At 71.4% G+C, this 15636-nt stretch carries 13 protein-coding genes and 1 pseudogene; 5 read left to right on the top strand and 9 right to left on the bottom strand.

Annotated elements, in window-relative coordinates:
- Window positions 1-46: 46 nt before the first annotated feature.
- Together ACWCRA_RS24875 and ACWCRA_RS24880 are read right to left on the bottom strand one after the other, a co-directional pair.
- Window positions 47-742 carry a L,D-transpeptidase gene (locus ACWCRA_RS24875; RefSeq protein ID WP_451068651.1) on the bottom strand — a complete coding sequence of 232 codons (696 nt, stop codon included), beginning with the start codon at window positions 740-742 and terminating at the stop codon, window positions 47-49.
- Between the two features lie 337 nt (window positions 743-1079).
- The gene (locus ACWCRA_RS24880; RefSeq protein WP_451068631.1) at window positions 1080-5606 is read right to left on the bottom strand and encodes a SpaA isopeptide-forming pilin-related protein; all 4527 of its coding nucleotides are present in this window, start codon (window positions 5604-5606) and stop codon (window positions 1080-1082) included.
- Between the two features lie 380 nt (window positions 5607-5986).
- Here ACWCRA_RS24880 and ACWCRA_RS24885 point away from each other — a divergent pair, with 380 nt between their 5' ends.
- Window positions 5987-6802 (top strand): NAD(P)H-binding protein, encoded by an 816-nt coding sequence (locus ACWCRA_RS24885; RefSeq protein WP_451068632.1) that lies wholly within the window; start codon window positions 5987-5989, stop codon window positions 6800-6802.
- A 140-nt stretch (window positions 6803-6942) separates the two neighbouring features.
- Here the strand turns inward: ACWCRA_RS24885 and ACWCRA_RS24890 are convergent, their stop codons facing one another.
- Entirely contained in the window at window positions 6943-7440 is a 498-nt protein-coding gene (locus ACWCRA_RS24890) for a nitroreductase family deazaflavin-dependent oxidoreductase (RefSeq protein WP_351558773.1), read from the bottom strand.
- The gene (locus ACWCRA_RS24895; protein ID WP_451068633.1) at window positions 7440-8642 is read right to left on the bottom strand and encodes an acyl-CoA dehydrogenase family protein; all 1203 of its coding nucleotides are present in this window, start codon (window positions 8640-8642) and stop codon (window positions 7440-7442) included. The genes ACWCRA_RS24890 and ACWCRA_RS24895 overlap by 1 nt, the downstream gene beginning before the upstream one ends.
- A gap of 130 nt (window positions 8643-8772) precedes the next feature.
- On the opposite strand from ACWCRA_RS24895, the gene ACWCRA_RS24900 reads away from it, so the two are divergent.
- The 3 genes from ACWCRA_RS24900 (at window position 8773) to ACWCRA_RS24910 (ending at window position 12181) form a co-directional block, all read left to right on the top strand.
- On the top strand, window positions 8773-9930 hold the full coding sequence (locus tag ACWCRA_RS24900) for a thiolase C-terminal domain-containing protein (RefSeq protein WP_451068634.1): 1158 nt from the start codon (window positions 8773-8775) through the stop codon (window positions 9928-9930).
- A gap of 455 nt (window positions 9931-10385) precedes the next feature.
- On the top strand, window positions 10386-10781 hold the full coding sequence (locus tag ACWCRA_RS24905) for a hypothetical protein (RefSeq protein WP_351558767.1): 396 nt from the start codon (window positions 10386-10388) through the stop codon (window positions 10779-10781).
- A gap of 77 nt (window positions 10782-10858) precedes the next feature.
- A complete protein-coding gene (locus tag ACWCRA_RS24910) occupies window positions 10859-12181 on the top strand; it encodes a VanZ family protein (protein ID WP_451068635.1) in 1323 nt (440 codons plus the stop codon).
- A gap of 547 nt (window positions 12182-12728) precedes the next feature.
- Here ACWCRA_RS24910 and ACWCRA_RS24915 read toward each other — a convergent pair.
- Window positions 12729-13046 (bottom strand): hypothetical protein, encoded by a 318-nt coding sequence (locus tag ACWCRA_RS24915; RefSeq protein WP_451068636.1) that lies wholly within the window; start codon window positions 13044-13046, stop codon window positions 12729-12731.
- Between the two features lie 228 nt (window positions 13047-13274).
- Here ACWCRA_RS24915 and ACWCRA_RS24920 point away from each other — a divergent pair, with 228 nt between their 5' ends.
- Window positions 13275-13505, top strand: coding sequence for a GntR family transcriptional regulator (locus tag ACWCRA_RS24920; protein WP_451068637.1), 231 nt, complete (start codon window positions 13275-13277; stop codon window positions 13503-13505).
- A 38-nt stretch (window positions 13506-13543) separates the two neighbouring features.
- On the opposite strand, the gene ACWCRA_RS24925 is transcribed toward ACWCRA_RS24920, so the two are convergent.
- The 4 genes and pseudogenes from ACWCRA_RS24925 to ACWCRA_RS24940 form a co-directional block, all read right to left on the bottom strand.
- A complete protein-coding gene (locus ACWCRA_RS24925; RefSeq protein ID WP_451068638.1) occupies window positions 13544-14341 on the bottom strand; it encodes a phosphotransferase in 798 nt (265 codons plus the stop codon).
- Window positions 14342-14708: 367 nt separating this feature from the next.
- Window positions 14709-14975, bottom strand: a complete 267-nt coding sequence (locus ACWCRA_RS24930) for a hypothetical protein (protein WP_351558761.1) — start codon at window positions 14973-14975, stop codon at window positions 14709-14711.
- A gap of 22 nt (window positions 14976-14997) precedes the next feature.
- On the bottom strand, window positions 14998-15255 hold the full coding sequence (locus ACWCRA_RS24935; RefSeq protein WP_451068639.1) for a hypothetical protein: 258 nt from the start codon (window positions 15253-15255) through the stop codon (window positions 14998-15000).
- A 2-nt stretch (window positions 15256-15257) separates the two neighbouring features.
- Window positions 15258-15636: pseudogene (locus ACWCRA_RS24940) on the bottom strand (hypothetical protein); the annotation flags it as partial.

A 15636-nucleotide genomic window follows, 5' to 3' on the forward strand; every position in this document is an offset into this window, starting at 1 on the left:
GGGTCCCGCTCCGAAGGTCACCGCCCCTCGGGGAGGCGGCCCGGGCTCAGCCGTCCGTCCCCGGCTTGACGCCCCAGATGTAGAGCTGGTCATCGATGCCCAGCAGATTCCACAGCGCCTCCGCGTCCGCCAGGCGCAGATTCACACAGCCCGCGGAGCCCCCGCCGTCGTAGAGATCGTCGAGACGGCCGTGCAGGGCCTGCCCCCCGTCGAAGAACTGGGCGTACGGCATGGGCGCGTTGTTGTAGATCGTGGAGACATGGTCCTTGCTGCGCCAGTAGATGGAGTGCCAGCCGAGGCGGGTCTCCTCGCTGTCGCGCCCGGTGCGGATCGGCACCGGCGGCAGGACCACCCGGGTGCCGCGCTGCACCCACAGAAGCTGGCGGTCGAGGTCGACGCAGGTCACGCGGTGGGAGCGGACCGGGCAGTCCCCGGCCTCATTGGGGTTGGCGCGGGCCTTGAGGGCGACGATCCAGCGGTGGGTGGCGAGGTTGGCGTACCCGTCGGCGGGGGTGAGCGCCTGCTGGGTCTGGAAGGTGCGGATGGCCTCGCAGTCGGCGGTGGACTGGACGCCGTCCACGGGCCGCCCCAGATACTCCTCCACGGGCCGCTGATAGGGCCCGGTGCGGGCGGCGCAGGGCGCGGGGGCGGCGGACCGGGCGGTGGCGGTGGCCCCGCCGGTGCCGTGGGCCGCCGCGCGGGCGGGGGCGGCGAGGCCGGCGGTGAGGGCCGCCGCGGCCAGGACGAGGGCGGCGGCGGACCGGGCGGCCGTGCGCCGCGCGCCCGGAGCGGGTGCGGGTGCGGGTGGTGAGACCGGGGGTGGTGCGGGTGGTGGGGTGGCGGTGCCGGGCGCCCGCGCCGGGTACCCGTCGGCGGCCCGTATACCGCCGGACCCGCCGGGCGGCCTGTTCGTCCTGCCGGACCTTCCTCGCATATCCGTACTCCGATCCCGTTGGCCCCCCACCCACAGGTATCAGCGGACGCCGGGGTCCGCCCCAGGCGGCGGGCCAAACCGGTGAGGGCGCGGGCGGGCCGGTCGGCCCACCCACGCCCTCACGGGACTTCAGGAAGTTCCCCGGTCAGCCCTTGTGGGACAGGACCCGGCCTCCCTTGTCGCCCTTGCCCTTGCCGGGCTCACCGCGCTTGTTGGCGATGTCGACGGTCACTCCGTCGGCGGCGTTCTCCGCGGTGATCTCGAAGGGACCGAAGACCGGGTTGTCCGGGAGCACATAGCCCTCGGGCACATCGGTCTCCAGCAGGTAGTACGTCCCGAGATCCAGGTTGTCGAAGAGACATGTCCCCTCGGCGTCCGTGGAGCAGCCGTTGCCGACCGGGGTGTCGGACGGGTTGCCGCCCGATCCCGTGGTCTGGAGACCGGGAACCCCGTTGGTCTCCTCCCACAGCTCGAACACCGCGCCGGCCAGGTCACGGCCGTTCTTGGCGTCGGTCTTGTGGAGCGTGATCCTGCCCTTGACCTCGGGCGACTTGGTGTTGTCGGCGGTCACGGTGACGCCCTGGGGGGCGTTGGCCGCGGTGAGCACCAGCGGTCCGAAGACCGGGTTCGCCGGCAGGTCGTAGCCGGGCGGAGCCGCCGTCTCCTGCCAGTAGTAGGTGCCCAGCTCCACCGTGCGGGAGCAGACCCCGTTGGCACCGGTGGTGCACGGGGCGCCCACGGTGGTGTCCGGGTTGATGCCGGTGGTCTGGAGACCGGGGATGCCGTTGGTCTCCTCCCACAGCTGGAAGACGGCGCCCGCGAGCGTCTCGCCCGTGTCCGCGTCCTCCTTGACGACCGTCACATCGCCCCTGACCACGGGGGTCTCGGTGTTCTCCGCCGTGACGGTGACGCCGTCGGCGGCGTTCTCCTCGGTCAGCACCAGCGGACCGAAGACCGGGTTCGCCGGCAGGTCGTACCCGGCCGGCGCCGTGATCTCCCGCCAGTAGTACGTACCGACGCCGACGGTGCGGGTGCACTCGCCGTCGGCACCCGTGGTGCAGTTGGCACCGACCTTGGTGTCGGGGTTTCCGCCGGTGGTCTGGAGACCGGGGATGCCGTTGGTCTCCTCCCACAGCTCGAACACCGCGCCGGCCAGCGGGTCGCCGCTCTCCGCGTCCTCCTTGACGACCGTCACGTCACCCGTGACGGCGGGGGTCGGGGTGTTGGAGGCGTTGACGATCACGCCCTGGGAGGCGTTCTCGGCGGTCAGCACCAGCGGACCGAAGACCGGGTTGTCCGGCAGGTCGTAACCCGGCGGCGCGGTGATCTCCCGCCAGTAGTAGCTACCGACCCCGACGGTGCGGGTGCACTCGCCGTCGGCGCCCGTGGTGCAGGTGCCGTTGTTCTGGGTGTCGGGGTTCGCTCCGGTGGTCTGGAGACCGGGAATCCCGTTGGTCTCCTCCCACAGCTCGAACACCGCGCCCGCGAGGGCGGCGTCCGTCTCGGCGTCCGTCTTGACGACCGTCACCTCGCCCGTGATCACGGGCGTCCGGTCGTTCTGCGCGGTCTCCGAGACACCGTCGGCGGCGTTCTCCTCGGTGAGGACCAGCGGGCCGAAGACCGGGTTCGCCGGCAGGTCGTACCCGGGCGGCGCCGTGATCTCCCGCCAGTAGTACGTACCGACCTCGACCGTGTCCGAGCAGGTGCCGTTCGCCGGTGTGGTGCAGGGACCGTTGATCTGGCTGTCCGGGTTCGGACCCGAGGTCTGGAGCCCCTCGACGCCGTTCGTCTCGTGCCACAGCTCGAACACCGCGCCCGCCAGCGGGTCACCGGTGGCGGCGTCGACCTTGACGACGGACACCTCGCCCGTGATCGCCGGGGTCTGGGTGTTCTCCGCGTTCACGGTGACACCCTGGGAGGCGTTCTCGGCGGTCAGCACCAGCGGACCGAAGACCGGCTCCGCGGGGAGGACGTACCCGGGCGGCGCGGTGATCTCCCGCCAGTAGTACGTGCCGACCTCGACGGTGCGGGTGCACTCGCCGTCGGCGCCCGTGGTGCAGGTGCCGTTGTTCTGGGTGTCGGGGTCCGCGCCCGTGGTCTGGAGACCGGGGATGCCGTTGGTCTCCTCCCACAGCTCGAACACCGCGCCCGCCAGCGGGGCCTCGGTGGCGGCGTCCGTCTTGATGACGGTGACATCGCCGGTGACGGCCGGGGTGGCGGTGTTCTCCGCCGTGACGGTGACGCCGTCGGCGGCGTTCTCCTCGGTCAGCACCAGCGGACCGAAGACCGGGTTCGCCGGCAGGTCGTACCCGGGCGGCGCCGTGATCTCCCGCCAGTAGTACGTACCGACCTCGACCGTACGGGTGCACTCACCGCTCGCGACGGTGGTGCAGGGACCGTTGTTCTGGGTGTCGGGGTCCGCGCCCGTGGTCTGGAGACCCGGAATCCCGTTGGTCTCCTCCCACAGCTCGAACACCGCGCCCGCCAGCGGGTCACCGGTGGCGGCGTCCGTCTTGACCACCGTCACATCACCCTCGATGACGGGGGTCTGCGCGTTCTGCGCGGTGACCGATACGCCGTCGGCGGCGTTCTCGGCGGTCAGCACCAGCGGACCGAAGACCGGGTTCACCGGGAGGTCGTACCCGGGCGGTGCCGAGGTCTCCTGCCAGTAGTAGGTCCCGATCTCGACATTGCGGGTGCAGACGCCGTCGGCGCCCGTGGTGCAGACCGCGCCGATCTGGGTGTCGGGGTCGGCTCCGGAGGTCTGGAGACCGGGAACGCCGTTGGTCTCCTCCCACAGCTGGAAGCCGGCTCCGGCGAGCGGGTCGCCGGTGATCGCGTCGGTCTTGACGACGGTGACATCGCCGGTGATCGCCGGGGTCTGGGTGTTCTCGACGTTCACATTGACGCCGCCCGCCGCGTTCTCCTCGGTGAGGACGAGCGGACCGAAGACCGGGTCGCCGGGGAGGTCGTACCCGGGCGGCGGGGTGATCTCGCGCCAGTAGTAGGTGCCCGTCTCGACGGTGAAGGCGCACTCGCCGATCGCGTCGGTGGTGCAGGTGCCGTTGAACTGGGTGTCGGGGTTGGAGCCGGAGGTCTGGAGACCGGCGACCCCGTTGGTGTCCTCCCACAGCTCGAACACCGCGCCCGCGAGGGGAGCGCCGGTGACCGCGTCCGTCTTCTCGACGGACACCTCGCCGGTGACCGGGGTCCTGCTGTTGTCGGCGTTGACCGTGACCCCGTCGGGGACATTGTCCGGGCCGAGGACCAGCGGGCCGAAGACCGGGTTCAGCGGGAGGTCGTACCCCGGTGGTGCGGCCGTCTCGCGCCAGTAGTACGTACCGAGGATGACGGTACGGGAGCAGACGCCGTCGGCGCCCGTGACGCACTCGTCACCGACCTGGGTGTCCGGGGTGGCGCCGGTGGTCTGGAGACCCGCGACGCCGTTGGTCTCCTCCCACAGCTCGAAGGTGGCGCCCGCGAGCGGGGCGAGGGTCTCGCTGTCCCGCTTCACGACCCGCACGGGAGCGGTGACCGGGACGGCCTCGCAGTCCGGCAGATCGCCGTTGAAGGGGTACGCGTGGAACTCCTGGCCGCCACCGCCGCCGACCACGCTGGTGTGGGTGAGGGAGCCGGTGGAGAAGAAGCGGCCGTTCACCCCGGGGAGGGTGACCGTGGTCGTGGAGGCCTGGTTGCCGACCAGGACACTGCCCTGGAACTGTCCCGTGCCGCGCAGCCCCACGGCGGTGGCGTCGGGGAAGTTCCACAGCAGCCGCTCGCGCAGCGCGTTGAACGAACTGCCGTCGGTGAGTTCCCCGCTGTAGGTGTTGATGGAGCGGTTGGCGCCGACGACATTGATCAGCACGGTGGAGGTGGCGGGGATGTTGGCGAAGGTCAGTCCCTGCTGCCCGCCGCTCGCCGTGGTCATGTTGAAGTCGACGTTGAAGACCTGGAGAGCCGAGGTGCCGTCGCCGGTGAAGACCGTCTCGCTGCCGTTGTTGACGGCGGTGCCGGTGGCGGGCCGGGGCCCGTTCTCGTCCCGGGCGTAGCACTGGCTGGCGTCGGTGAGCTGATCCCGCAGGGCGAGGTAGGGGGCCGCCGCGTTCGGGTCCTGGATGACGTCGTCGGCGATGATGGTGCCGGTGGCGGTGCCCGCGTGGCGGACCACCCCGCCCTCGGCGAGCAGCCGCTGACCGGGGGCGATGGTGACATCGCCGCCGGTGGTCAGGAAGTCCGAACCGTCCGGGGGCGGGACCCGGGAGCCGACGCCGACGATGCCGACGTTGTAGATGACACTGCCGCCGGCGGACTTGTTCTGGTCGAAGTCGTCGAGGACGACGACCTTGCCCTCGGCCTCGGCGGCCCGCTCGCGTACGAGGAAGTCGTTGCCCACGAAGACATTGATGTTGGCGTCGCGCCCCATGATGGGGCCATTGCTGATCGGGGGGAACGGGTCGGGGCAGTCGCCCGGAATGCAGGGCCCGAGCCCGCCCGGCAGCGGCGCGGCGGCCACGGCCTTCGTGGTGGTGATCTTCCCGGCCGGGGCCTGTGCGGCACCGGTCGGCAGCGCGCCGGGCCCGAGGGCGAGGGCGGGTGCCGCTGCGGCGAGGACGGCACAGGCCATGCCTGCGGTCCAGGACCGTTGTCGCAATCGCGCGAGGATTGCTCTCATACGTCGAGTTCTCCTGTGAGGTCTCTGTCCGGAAATTCTGTGCACAGGCTGAGCAGGAGAAAGAGAAGGGAGTGGACGACACTCCCGTATAAACGGAATAAGGATCGATCAATCACCCGGCCGCGCGATCGGTGCGGTAATCCGTCAATTTCCTGGCGTGTTTTCCGGGGGCTTCCGGGGGCTTCCGGGGCGGGGCGGGACGGATGGACATCACCGGGGGACGGCGGGGCATCCCCGTGGCGGGGCGGTCCCGGTTGACTGGACCCATGACCTCTTCTCCCTCGCCCCTTTCGTCCTCTCCCTCGCCCTCTTTCCCCGCTCCCTCGCCCTCTTCCTCTGCCCCCTCCGCCTCCGCCTCCGCCTCCGCGTACTCCGTTCTGGTGCTCGGTGGCACCGGCAAGACCGGCCGCCGGGTCGCCGAGCTGCTGCGGCGGCGCGGCATCGGGGCCAGGGCGGCGTCCCGGTCGGGTCCGGTGCGGTTCGACTGGACCGATGAGGGCTCCTGGGACCCGGCGCTCGCCGGTGTCCGCGCCGTGTACGTCGTCGACTCGCAGACCGCCGAGGCACCCGGCCAGGTCACCGCCTTCGCGAAGGCCGCCAGGGAGCGGGGGGTGGAGCGGCTGGTGCTGCTGTCGGCCCGCACTCTCGCGGAGCTGGACGACGGCAGCGGGGAGCTGCTCGCCACGGAGCGGGCCGTGCGGGAATCCGGCCTGGTGTGGACGATTCTGCGCCCCGCCTGGTTCAGCCAGAACTTCACCGAGGAGCCCTGGTTCTCCGTCCCGCTCGCCGAGGGCGAGCTGCGTGTGCCGACGGGCGGGGGCCATGAGCCCTTCATCGATCTGGACGACCTGGCGGAGGTCGCGGTCGCCGCGCTGACGGAGGACGGCCACGCCTCCGAGACGTACAGCCTCTCCGGCCCCCGCGCCCTGACCTTCCGGGAGGCCGTCGCCGGGATCTCCGCCGCCACCGGCCGGCCGATCACCTGCACCCCGGTGGACCACGACACCTATGTCGCCGAACAGACCGCGCGCGGTTACTCCCGCGACTTCGCCGAGCTGATGGCCCGTTTCCTCGCCCATATCGCGGCGGACGGAAGCGCGGTCCCGGGGGACGGGGTGCGGCGGGCGCTGGGGCGTGAGGCGAAGGGGTTCGGGGAGTGGGTGGAGGGTGCGGACTTCTCGGGGCTCGGGGGGTAGGGGTTCTTCCGGGCGCGCCGGTTGCTCCGGGCGCGCTGGTTCTTCCGGGGGCGCCGGTTGTTCCGGGGGCGCTCGGGTGCGGGGTGCGGTGGCCCGAGCCCCCGGACCGGGCCCGCGCCGTGCGGGCCCGTCCCGGGGCGTCAGCCGGAAGGGCTGCGGGTCAGGGCGAAGAGGCGGATCTGGCGGGGGATTCTCGCCTGGTACGTGGCGTACGGAGGCCAGAGCCTCAGCACCCGCTCCCACACCTCCTCCCTCTCCTCCCCCTCCAGCAACCGTGCCCGCACCGCCACGTCCACCCCCTTCCAGCTGATCTCCGCCTCCGGATGCGCCAGCAGATTCCCCGTCCATGCGGGATGGCGCTCCCGCCCGAAGTTCGAGCCGATCAGAATCCAGGAACCGTCCTCACGGGGGAGGCAGGCCAGCGGAATGGCCCGGGGCAGCCCGGTCCTCGCGCCCCTGGCCGTGAGGACGAGCCCCGGCAGCATCAGGGTGCTCAGCATGGCCCGGCCGCCCGTCAGCCGGTGGACGGCGCTGTCCAGCGCGGGGACGACATGGGGTGCCGTCCGGGCGAAGGCCCTGGTGGAGGAGAGCCTGCGGACCAGTCGTACGCCCAGCGGGGCGCCGGCCGGCCGGGGCATCAGACCGCCTCCGGGCGCGCGGCGTACAGATCCGTGAAGAGGCCGGCCGCCTCGGCCGCCCGGTCCCGCAGCCGGTGGACGGGGCCGAAGAGCAGCTCGTCGCCGGCGGCCCGCTTGAAGTAGAGCTGGGCGTCGTGTTCCCAGGTGAAGCCGATCCCGCCGTGCAGTTGCACCGCCTCGGCCGTCACCGTACGCGCCGTCTCCAGGCACTGCGCCAGCGCGAGCCCCGCGCCCGCCGGCTCCCGGGCCGCGTGGTACGCCGCCGAGCGGGCCGCCTGGACGCGTACGTAGAGATCGGCCAGCCGGTGCTGCACCGCCTGGAACGAGCCGATCGCGCGGCCGAACTGCTCCCGCTGCCGGACATGCTCCACCGTCCGGTCCAGCGCGCGGGCGGCCGTCCCCACCGACTCCGCCGCGAGCAGCGCCGCCGCCCAGGCGCCGGTGCCGGCGAGCGCGACCGGCACCTCCGTACCGCTGTCGTCGCCGAGGAGTTCGGCCGGGCAGTCACGGAACTCGATCCGGGCCTGGGGCCGGGTCTCGTCCAGGGCGGTGAGCCGGGTGCGGGTCAGGCCCGCGGCGTCCGCCCGCACCAGGAAGAGCAGGGTCCGGCTCCGGGGGAAGCCGCCGGTGTGCGCGGCGACCAGCAGGAGTCCGGCGCTGTGCCCGGCGAGGACCTGGCCCGCCTCTCCGTAGAGCAGCCAGCCCCCGTCGGGGGCGGGCCGGGCCTGCGTCCCGCCCGCCCGGCCGCCGCCGGCCCACTCCCCCGGCGCGTTGTCGCCGATCAGGCCGAGCGCGGTGGTGAGGCTGCCGCCCGGGAGGACGAGGGCGCAGGTCAGGGCGGCGCCCGCGAGGCGAGGGAGCAGGCCGTCGCGCTGGGCGGGGGTGCCGAGCGCGGTGATCAGGGGGGCGGCCAGCCCGGCGGTCGGCAGCAGCGGGGAGGAGAGGAGGGCACGGCCGGTCTCCTCGCAGGCGAGGGCGAGTTCGGGGAGGCCGCACCCGACTCCCCCGTACGCCTCGGGGATGGCGAGGCCGGGGAGGCCGAGCCGGCCGGAGAGCAGTGTCCACAGGGCCGGGTCGTGGCCGTCGGGGGTCCGGGTGGCGGCCCTGACCTCGTGCGGGCCGCACTCCCTGGCCAGCAGTTCGCGCAGGGTGCGGCTGATCTCGCGCTGTTCGGGGGTGAGGGTGGTGCGGGCGGTGACCATGGGAGCCCTCCATCTCTGACGGCGCGTCATATTAGGCCGGGCGGCGTCAGATTCCCAGAGGGGCGGGGGTCCGGCGGGGGGGGCGCGGGGGGTGGTCCCGCCCGTTCTTATCTGATGTACCGTCAGATTCATGTCCGCCTTCTCGCGCAAGGTCGCCATCGCCGGTGTGTCCCTCTCGGACTGTGGTCGCGTCGACGGCCCCACCCCCTACACCCTCCACGCCCAGGCCGCCCGCCGCGCCCTCGCCGACTCCGGGCTCGACCGCTCGGCCGTCGACGGCTTCGCCTCCGCCGGGCTCGGTGCGCTCGCCCCGGTCGAGGTCGCCGGTTACCTCGGGCTCAAGCCGCGCTGGGTGGACTCCACCTCCGTCGGCGGGGCGACCTGGGAGGTGCTGGCGGCCCATGCCGCCGACGCGATCGCGGCCGGGCACGCCAACGCCGTCCTGCTCGTCTACGGCTCCACCGCCCGCGCCGACATCAAGGCCCGCAGACGCACCGCGGGGCTCTCCCTCGGAGCCCGGGGCCCGCTCCAGTTCGAGGCGCCGTACGGCCATACCCTGATCGCCAAGTACGCGATGGCGGCCCGGCGCCATATGCACGAGTACGGCACCACGCTGGAGCAGCTCGCCTCGGTCGCCGTGCAGGCGCGGGCCCACGCGGCCCGGAACCCGGACGCGATGTTCCGCGAACCGATCACCGTGGACGACGTGCTGAGCGGCCCGATGATCGCGGACCCCTTCACCAAGCTGCACTGCTGCGTCCGCAGCGACGGGGGGTGCGCGGTGCTGCTGGTGGCGGAGGAGTACGTGGCCGATACGGCCAAGGAGCCCGTGTGGGTGCTCGGCACCGGGGAGTACGTCTCGCACGCGACCATGGACGGATGGGACGACTTCACGGTCTCACCGGCGGCGGTCTCGGGCCGGCTGGCGTTCGCACGCGCCGGGCTCACTCCCTCGGACATGGATATCGCCGAGATCTATGACGCCTTCACCTATATGACGCTGGTGACCCTGGAGGATCTGGGGTTCTGCGCGAAGGGGGAGGGCGGGGCATTCGTGGAGGAAGGCCGGATCGGCCCGGCCGGGGAGCTGCCCGTGAACACGGACGGAGGCGGCCTCTCCGCGTGCCACCCCGGGATGCGGGGACTGTTCCTGCTGGTGGAGGCAGTGCGGCAACTCCGTGGAGAGGCGGGGGCGCACCAGGTGCGGGGGGAGCCGCGGGTGGGGGTGGTGTCGGGGACCGGGGGGTGGTTCTGCTCCGCGGGCACGGTGATCCTCTCCCGCGCCTGACATCGGGGGAGCCCTGGGGGGCCCTGGGGGGGGCGCGCCGTGCGGGGGCCGTCTGGTGCGGGGGCCTGTGGCGCGGGGGCCGTCCTCAAACCGTCCCAGAGCTGCCTTTCGGGGGAGAACAAGACACGAGGCACCCAGGGCAGGCAGTCACGCCAAGTGACGCCCCCAGTGGGGAACGTGGGGTGGATGCCCAGTGGAATCGACCATTTTCCCGCCAAACGGGTCGGTGATATCCAGTGGCCGATCATGGTTGAAACTGATTCACCAGCCCCCGCCCTGGGGGGAATCGGACTCTTCGGTAAGGCCGAATAACAGCGCTCGACATGCCCAGTCCGCGCCATCACCGAGCATAAAGCTTGGACGGCCCGCGAGCTCCCTATGTACTTTCCGTGAGCGCCGCCGATACCTGAGGACGCCTCAGGAGGGAAGCAGCGACTCGTACGGGAGGCTGAATCATGATCCGACGCGCCATGGCGGTAACCGCCGCGACCGCAGCACTTGTGTTGTTCGCCGGCAGCGCCGCGCACGCGAAGTCGACGGAAACTCAGTTGTCCAACGGAATCCTGTACTTCGAGGCTACGGACGGCCGCTACGTCAGCGGAAACCCCAGCGTCTTCTTCTCGGCCACCCAGTACAAGAAGACGGGTGGCAGCACAACGCAAATCCAGCTCGCCCTGTGGACCACGACGAAGCTGATCAAGGACGACGCCCGGTCGATATCGGCAGGGCAGACCAAGGGGAAGTCGTGGGGCGGTCTGCCCAAGGCCAGTCACGCTCCCGACTGCAAGGCCACCGGCTACATGATTGCCAGCAGCGGCAAGTACACCACGCCTACCCTGACCTTCTGCTGATCATCTCCCACTGACGGAGGGAGACGGGCAACTCCCTGCCCATCTCCCTCCCTCCAGTACGCGGAAAGACCACTCTGATGATTGAAGCGTCAATCGGCGCCGTTTCCGGCCTCGTGCCGGTCTTCTGCGTGATGGCCGTGCTCCTCGCCCTCCCCACCGCCCTCGTCACGGCCACCCGCAAACGCCCCCTCCTCCTCCCGGTGCTGCTGGCGGTGTCCCTGGCGGGAGTACTGACCGTGACCCTGTTGCCGGGGAACGCCGGGGCCGCCATGGAGGGGCTCTGTGACACCGGCTCCCCCTCCCGCCTCCTCACCTCCCCGAGTGCGCTGCTGAACATCGCCCTGTTCGTGCCGGCCGCGCTCCTGGGAACACTCGTGTTCCGCCGTCCCGTGACCGTGACGGCCGTCGCGGTCCTCGGCAGTGGGACGGTGGAACTCGTCCAGGCCACCGGCAGCCTGGGCCGTGCCTGCAGCGCCACCGATCTCGTGGCCAACGCCACGGGCGCGGTGGCTGGGGCCTGCGCGGCGGCGCTCTGGCTGCGAACCCGCGCACCGAGGACCGAGCGCGCGCTCCGGGACTGGTCGTGGGGCACCGGGATCGCCCTGGCGGGCGCCGCTGTCCTGGCCGTCTGGTTCCAGACCTCGGTCTCCACCGTCGACGCGGTCGCCGCCGAGAGGGCGCGGGAGAACCAACTGCTGGCCCTGGACGGTTCGGACGCGTGGATGGCGGAGGTCGCGGAGGAGGTCTTCGGTCCCGGCACCAGGACGGAGGAGACCGTCACCGACCTCAACGGCGAGAGCCGGCGCATCACCGTCGTCACCAACCGCGGCGAGATCACCGGCCGGTGGCCCGAGAAGGCGCTGGAGCGCGCCTGGTCCAGCGACAACCGCATCGAGGACGGCGACCTGAACCGGGCGCAGGCACTCACCATCGGAGCGAAGTTCGCCCACCGGTGGTTCCCGGACAGCACGGCGGGCAGCCGCCGGACCCTCGACCGCATGGGCGAGGCGGGAACTCCGCTCTATGTACTGACCTACCGGCGCTACGTCGACGACGTGATGATGCCCATGCGGCTGGACATCACCATCACCGCGACCGGCCGGATCATGGGGTTCGCGTCGAAGCCCGAGCCCGACCCCGAACTGCCCCCGGTGTCCGTCTCCCGAGAGGAGGCGATGCGTCTGGCGAAGAAGATGTCCGGCGCCCCGGCCGAGGCCGCCGTGCTCCTCGCGCAGAGAGTCCGAGGCACCTGGCGACCGGTGTGGATGACCAGTGTCAAGACCGCCACCCAGGACCCGAACCTCTTCCTCGACGCCGTCACGGGCGAACGGGTCACCCCCGACGCCCAACCCGCACAACCGGGGGCGACGACATCACCGGCGGTGCAGGATCAGAGGTGACAGAGAGGTGGGTACGGGGTGCGGGGGCCGTCTGGTGCGGGGGCCTGTGGCACGGGGGCCGCCCTCACACTTCCCAGGAGCTGCCTCTGGGAGGTGCCCCGGGACGGGCTGACATACCCGGCCCCATCCAGCCGGCCAGGGCACGAAACGCACCCCCTCCAAGTTGGCGGAAGTACCAAACCCAGCCCCTCCGGGGATTGAGGCGCGGGGGTTCGGATGGACGCTACATCCTGGCAACTCATAAATCAGTAGGTACTCACAGAAAAAGCCCCGCCCGGAGAGGTCCGGGCGGGGCTGGTGTCTGCGGGGGGCGGTTACTCGGGCGGGTCGGGCATCACCGGGACGGGAACCCATCCCGATGCGCGCTCACCGACGACCGGGCCGGGGACGAGTGCCACAGCGTGCCCCGGACAGGCGTACAGGGTGACCATGGGGCAATTTCCGCGCTGTACCTGTCGTACCGGGGTCGGTGCGTAGGTGCGGCGTCCGCAGCGGCAGCATGTTTCGGCGCGGGCGGGTGATCTGCCCGGGAACCACGGGGCGCCGCTCATGCTGCGGCCCCTCGGACCTGGTGCACGCCCCCGGCGATATAGGGGTAGTCGTAGCCGCGCTCTGCCCACGCGGTCGCGAAGTAGCGTTCGCGGCGTTCCGCGCCGAGCGTCGCCGCCTCTTCGGCGTGGAAGATCTCGCGTGCTTCCCGTGCGCTGGAGCCGGTCCAGGGGCGGGACCACACGCTGAACTCCGGGGCGGTCTTCGGGGTGGTGGGGTGTGCGGTGAGGTATCGGGCGGTGTGGCGTCCGGCGGGCCGGCGGGAGGGGAGCAGATGCAGCACCCACGTAAGGGCGCGGGCGATAAGGTCTCGCATGTCGTGTCAGCTCTCTACTAGCTGTTCGCGGCGAGCCCCGGGTGGACCGCGTAGGACCGGTCCACCCGGGGCGTTTCTGTGTTCCAGATTCACGCCAGGCCAACATGTCCAACTCGTCTACCCGTACGGATTGTCTGCCTGTCTGGGTGGTGAGCCGGGGGCGCGGAGTCTCTGGGCTGGCCCCTATGCCTGATCGCCCCCGACCGTCACATCCGGTACGCGCCGTACATGCCGGTGCTCTACGCACTCGCCGAGGACATCCGGGAGCGACGCATCGGCACTGGTGAGCGCATCCCGTCGGGAGCCGCGCTGTACGAACGGTTCGGAGTGGCTCGGGAGACGGCGCGGCGGGCGGTGCGCGAACTGCGTGAGCGCGGGATGGTCTACACCGAGTGGGGCAAGGGCTCGATTGTGGCGGACCGGCCCGAGGGGGCCGAGGGCGGCCAGGGCGAGGGGTAGCACCGTGGGGTACGGGCTGGTCGGTGCTACCCCATCCGTCAGTGCGGCGCGTCGAGCAGGTGCCGGAAGCGCGTGTTGCGCGGCTCGGCGTCCTTGTCTCCCACGCTTGCGGTGAACTCCCTGCATGTGACGTTCACGAACGCCTCAACGGCCTTCCGGTCCGCCTGTGGCCAGCTCGGTGTCCCCCGGAGCCACGCGAGGGCGTCCGCCGGCGCATGCCCGTAGGTCATGAGCCATGCGGCCATGGACGCCGGATCGACCCATGCGGGGCCGAGCGCGGGCATGGCCCAGTCCACGATGTACGCGTCACCGCCCGCGTGGCTGATCACGATGTTGTGCGGGTTCAGATCCGTGTGGAGCAGATGTGAGCCCTTGAGCGCTTCTGCTTCCCCGGGGCGCAGATGTCCGGCGAACCGGTCCGAGAGCCGCGGAACGGGGTGCGCCGGGGCCCGCAGGCGGTGCATACGGCGCGTGACGCGCATGAGCGCCGCCCGGTCACTCGTTCCGGGGCCGTAGTCGACGTGCCGCCCGTCGACGTGGACGAACGCCAGCGCGAGCCAGCCGGCCTCCTCGATGCGGTGACGGATGGTGGGACTGACACCCCCCACCGCGTCGTTCAGCCGCTCTTCACAGAGCAGCCCCGCCGCCCCGGCCGTGTCGGATGTCCGTACTCCTTTGAGGAACAGGCGCCCGCTGCTCCGGGTGTGTACAGCCAGTGCCACAGTGCAGTTGAAGCCGCTCCCGACGCTTTCGGAAGCGATCACCGGCCCGGTGTGCCGTTCCACGGCGTCGCGGAACGCCGCCGGAAGTTTTTCCCACTCGACTCGTTCAGTCATGTGTTCCTCGCTCGGTGACGAGAGGGGCACCAGATGACCGGCACCCCTCCCTCTGTCCGTTGTCAGCGTCGGGTGTGGCCGCACTTCACGCAGCGGTCCGCACCGCTCCACTTCTCGTACTTGTGGTCACACTCGCCCAGAATCCACGGCTTCATTGCCTGAACCCTCCTGTTCGTTGTGGTGCTTCCCGGCCCGGTTGGGTCCGACGGTGCACGCGTCCGCTCCCTGGCGTCACGGCGGGGCGTGCGGTCCGTCCTCGGGCGAGCGTTCCGGGAGTCCGGTTCACCGGTTCTCGCCGAGGGCGGAAGCGGGTCCCGTCCGGCCGTGGTGACCCTCAGCACGCACAGCCGGAAGGGAGTTGGGGGGGCTAGTCGGCGGGGCGCCGGAAGGTCGAGACCTGGTCGGCCTTCCGGGCGCGTTCCCATGCCCATGCGGCGTGTACCGATTCCGTTTTGGTGCGCAGGGGCGTGCGCCACTCGGTGAGCCGATCCTTCAGCCACACGTCACCGACGTTGTAGACGCGCGCGATTGAGGCGATGGACTCGCCACCCGTGTAACGGGCCACCACGTCGGCACGGCTTTCGATGACGCGTTCCCGTGCGGCTGCGCGCGCCGGGGACAGGTTGCGTGTCATGGGGTGTCTCCTGTCTGCGGGTCTACCGGGGTTTGTGGGTGTAGGTGGTTTCCCATGGGCGGCTGGTTCCGAGGACGTGGCGCGCCCGGTCGTCCACGGGTATCCCGGAGGCCGGGCAGGGGAGGTCTGTTCCGTACTGGGCGTGGGCTCTGATGCGGCCCAGGTCGACGGTGACCGTGCGGACGCAGACACGCACGGGGCACAGCAGTGCCTGGACCGCGCCTGCTTCCCGGTCTCGGACGATGAAGCCCTTCCCGACCCGGTGGCCCTGGAATTTCAAGGTCAGTTGTTCCTGTCGGTGTGCGTGCTGGTGCCCCAGATCGCTGTCTTGAGCCGGTTCACGGCGATTGGTCCGGGCAGCTCGTCCGGCTCAACCGTGGTCAGTTCGTAGCTGTGCCCGTCCGGGTGGCCCTGGTAGAGGGCGCACTCCTTGTGGGGGCCGTCCGTTTCGGGGCACACGGGCCGCGTGAGGACACGGGCGGGCAGTCCGGCGGTGCTCCAGTGCGCCCAGAGCATGCCCTCGCCCTGGCCGGCGACGGGCCACACCATCGCCGCGTGCTCTCCCCCGCCGTGGCGTTCCAGGTGGCAGCGGATGAGGTACGGCCCATCGGGGTGCCCGGGGAGCAGGTTCGGGGAACTACGGCTGATGAGCCGTGCGAGG

This window comes from Streptomyces sp. NPDC001889 (genome assembly GCF_053594535.1).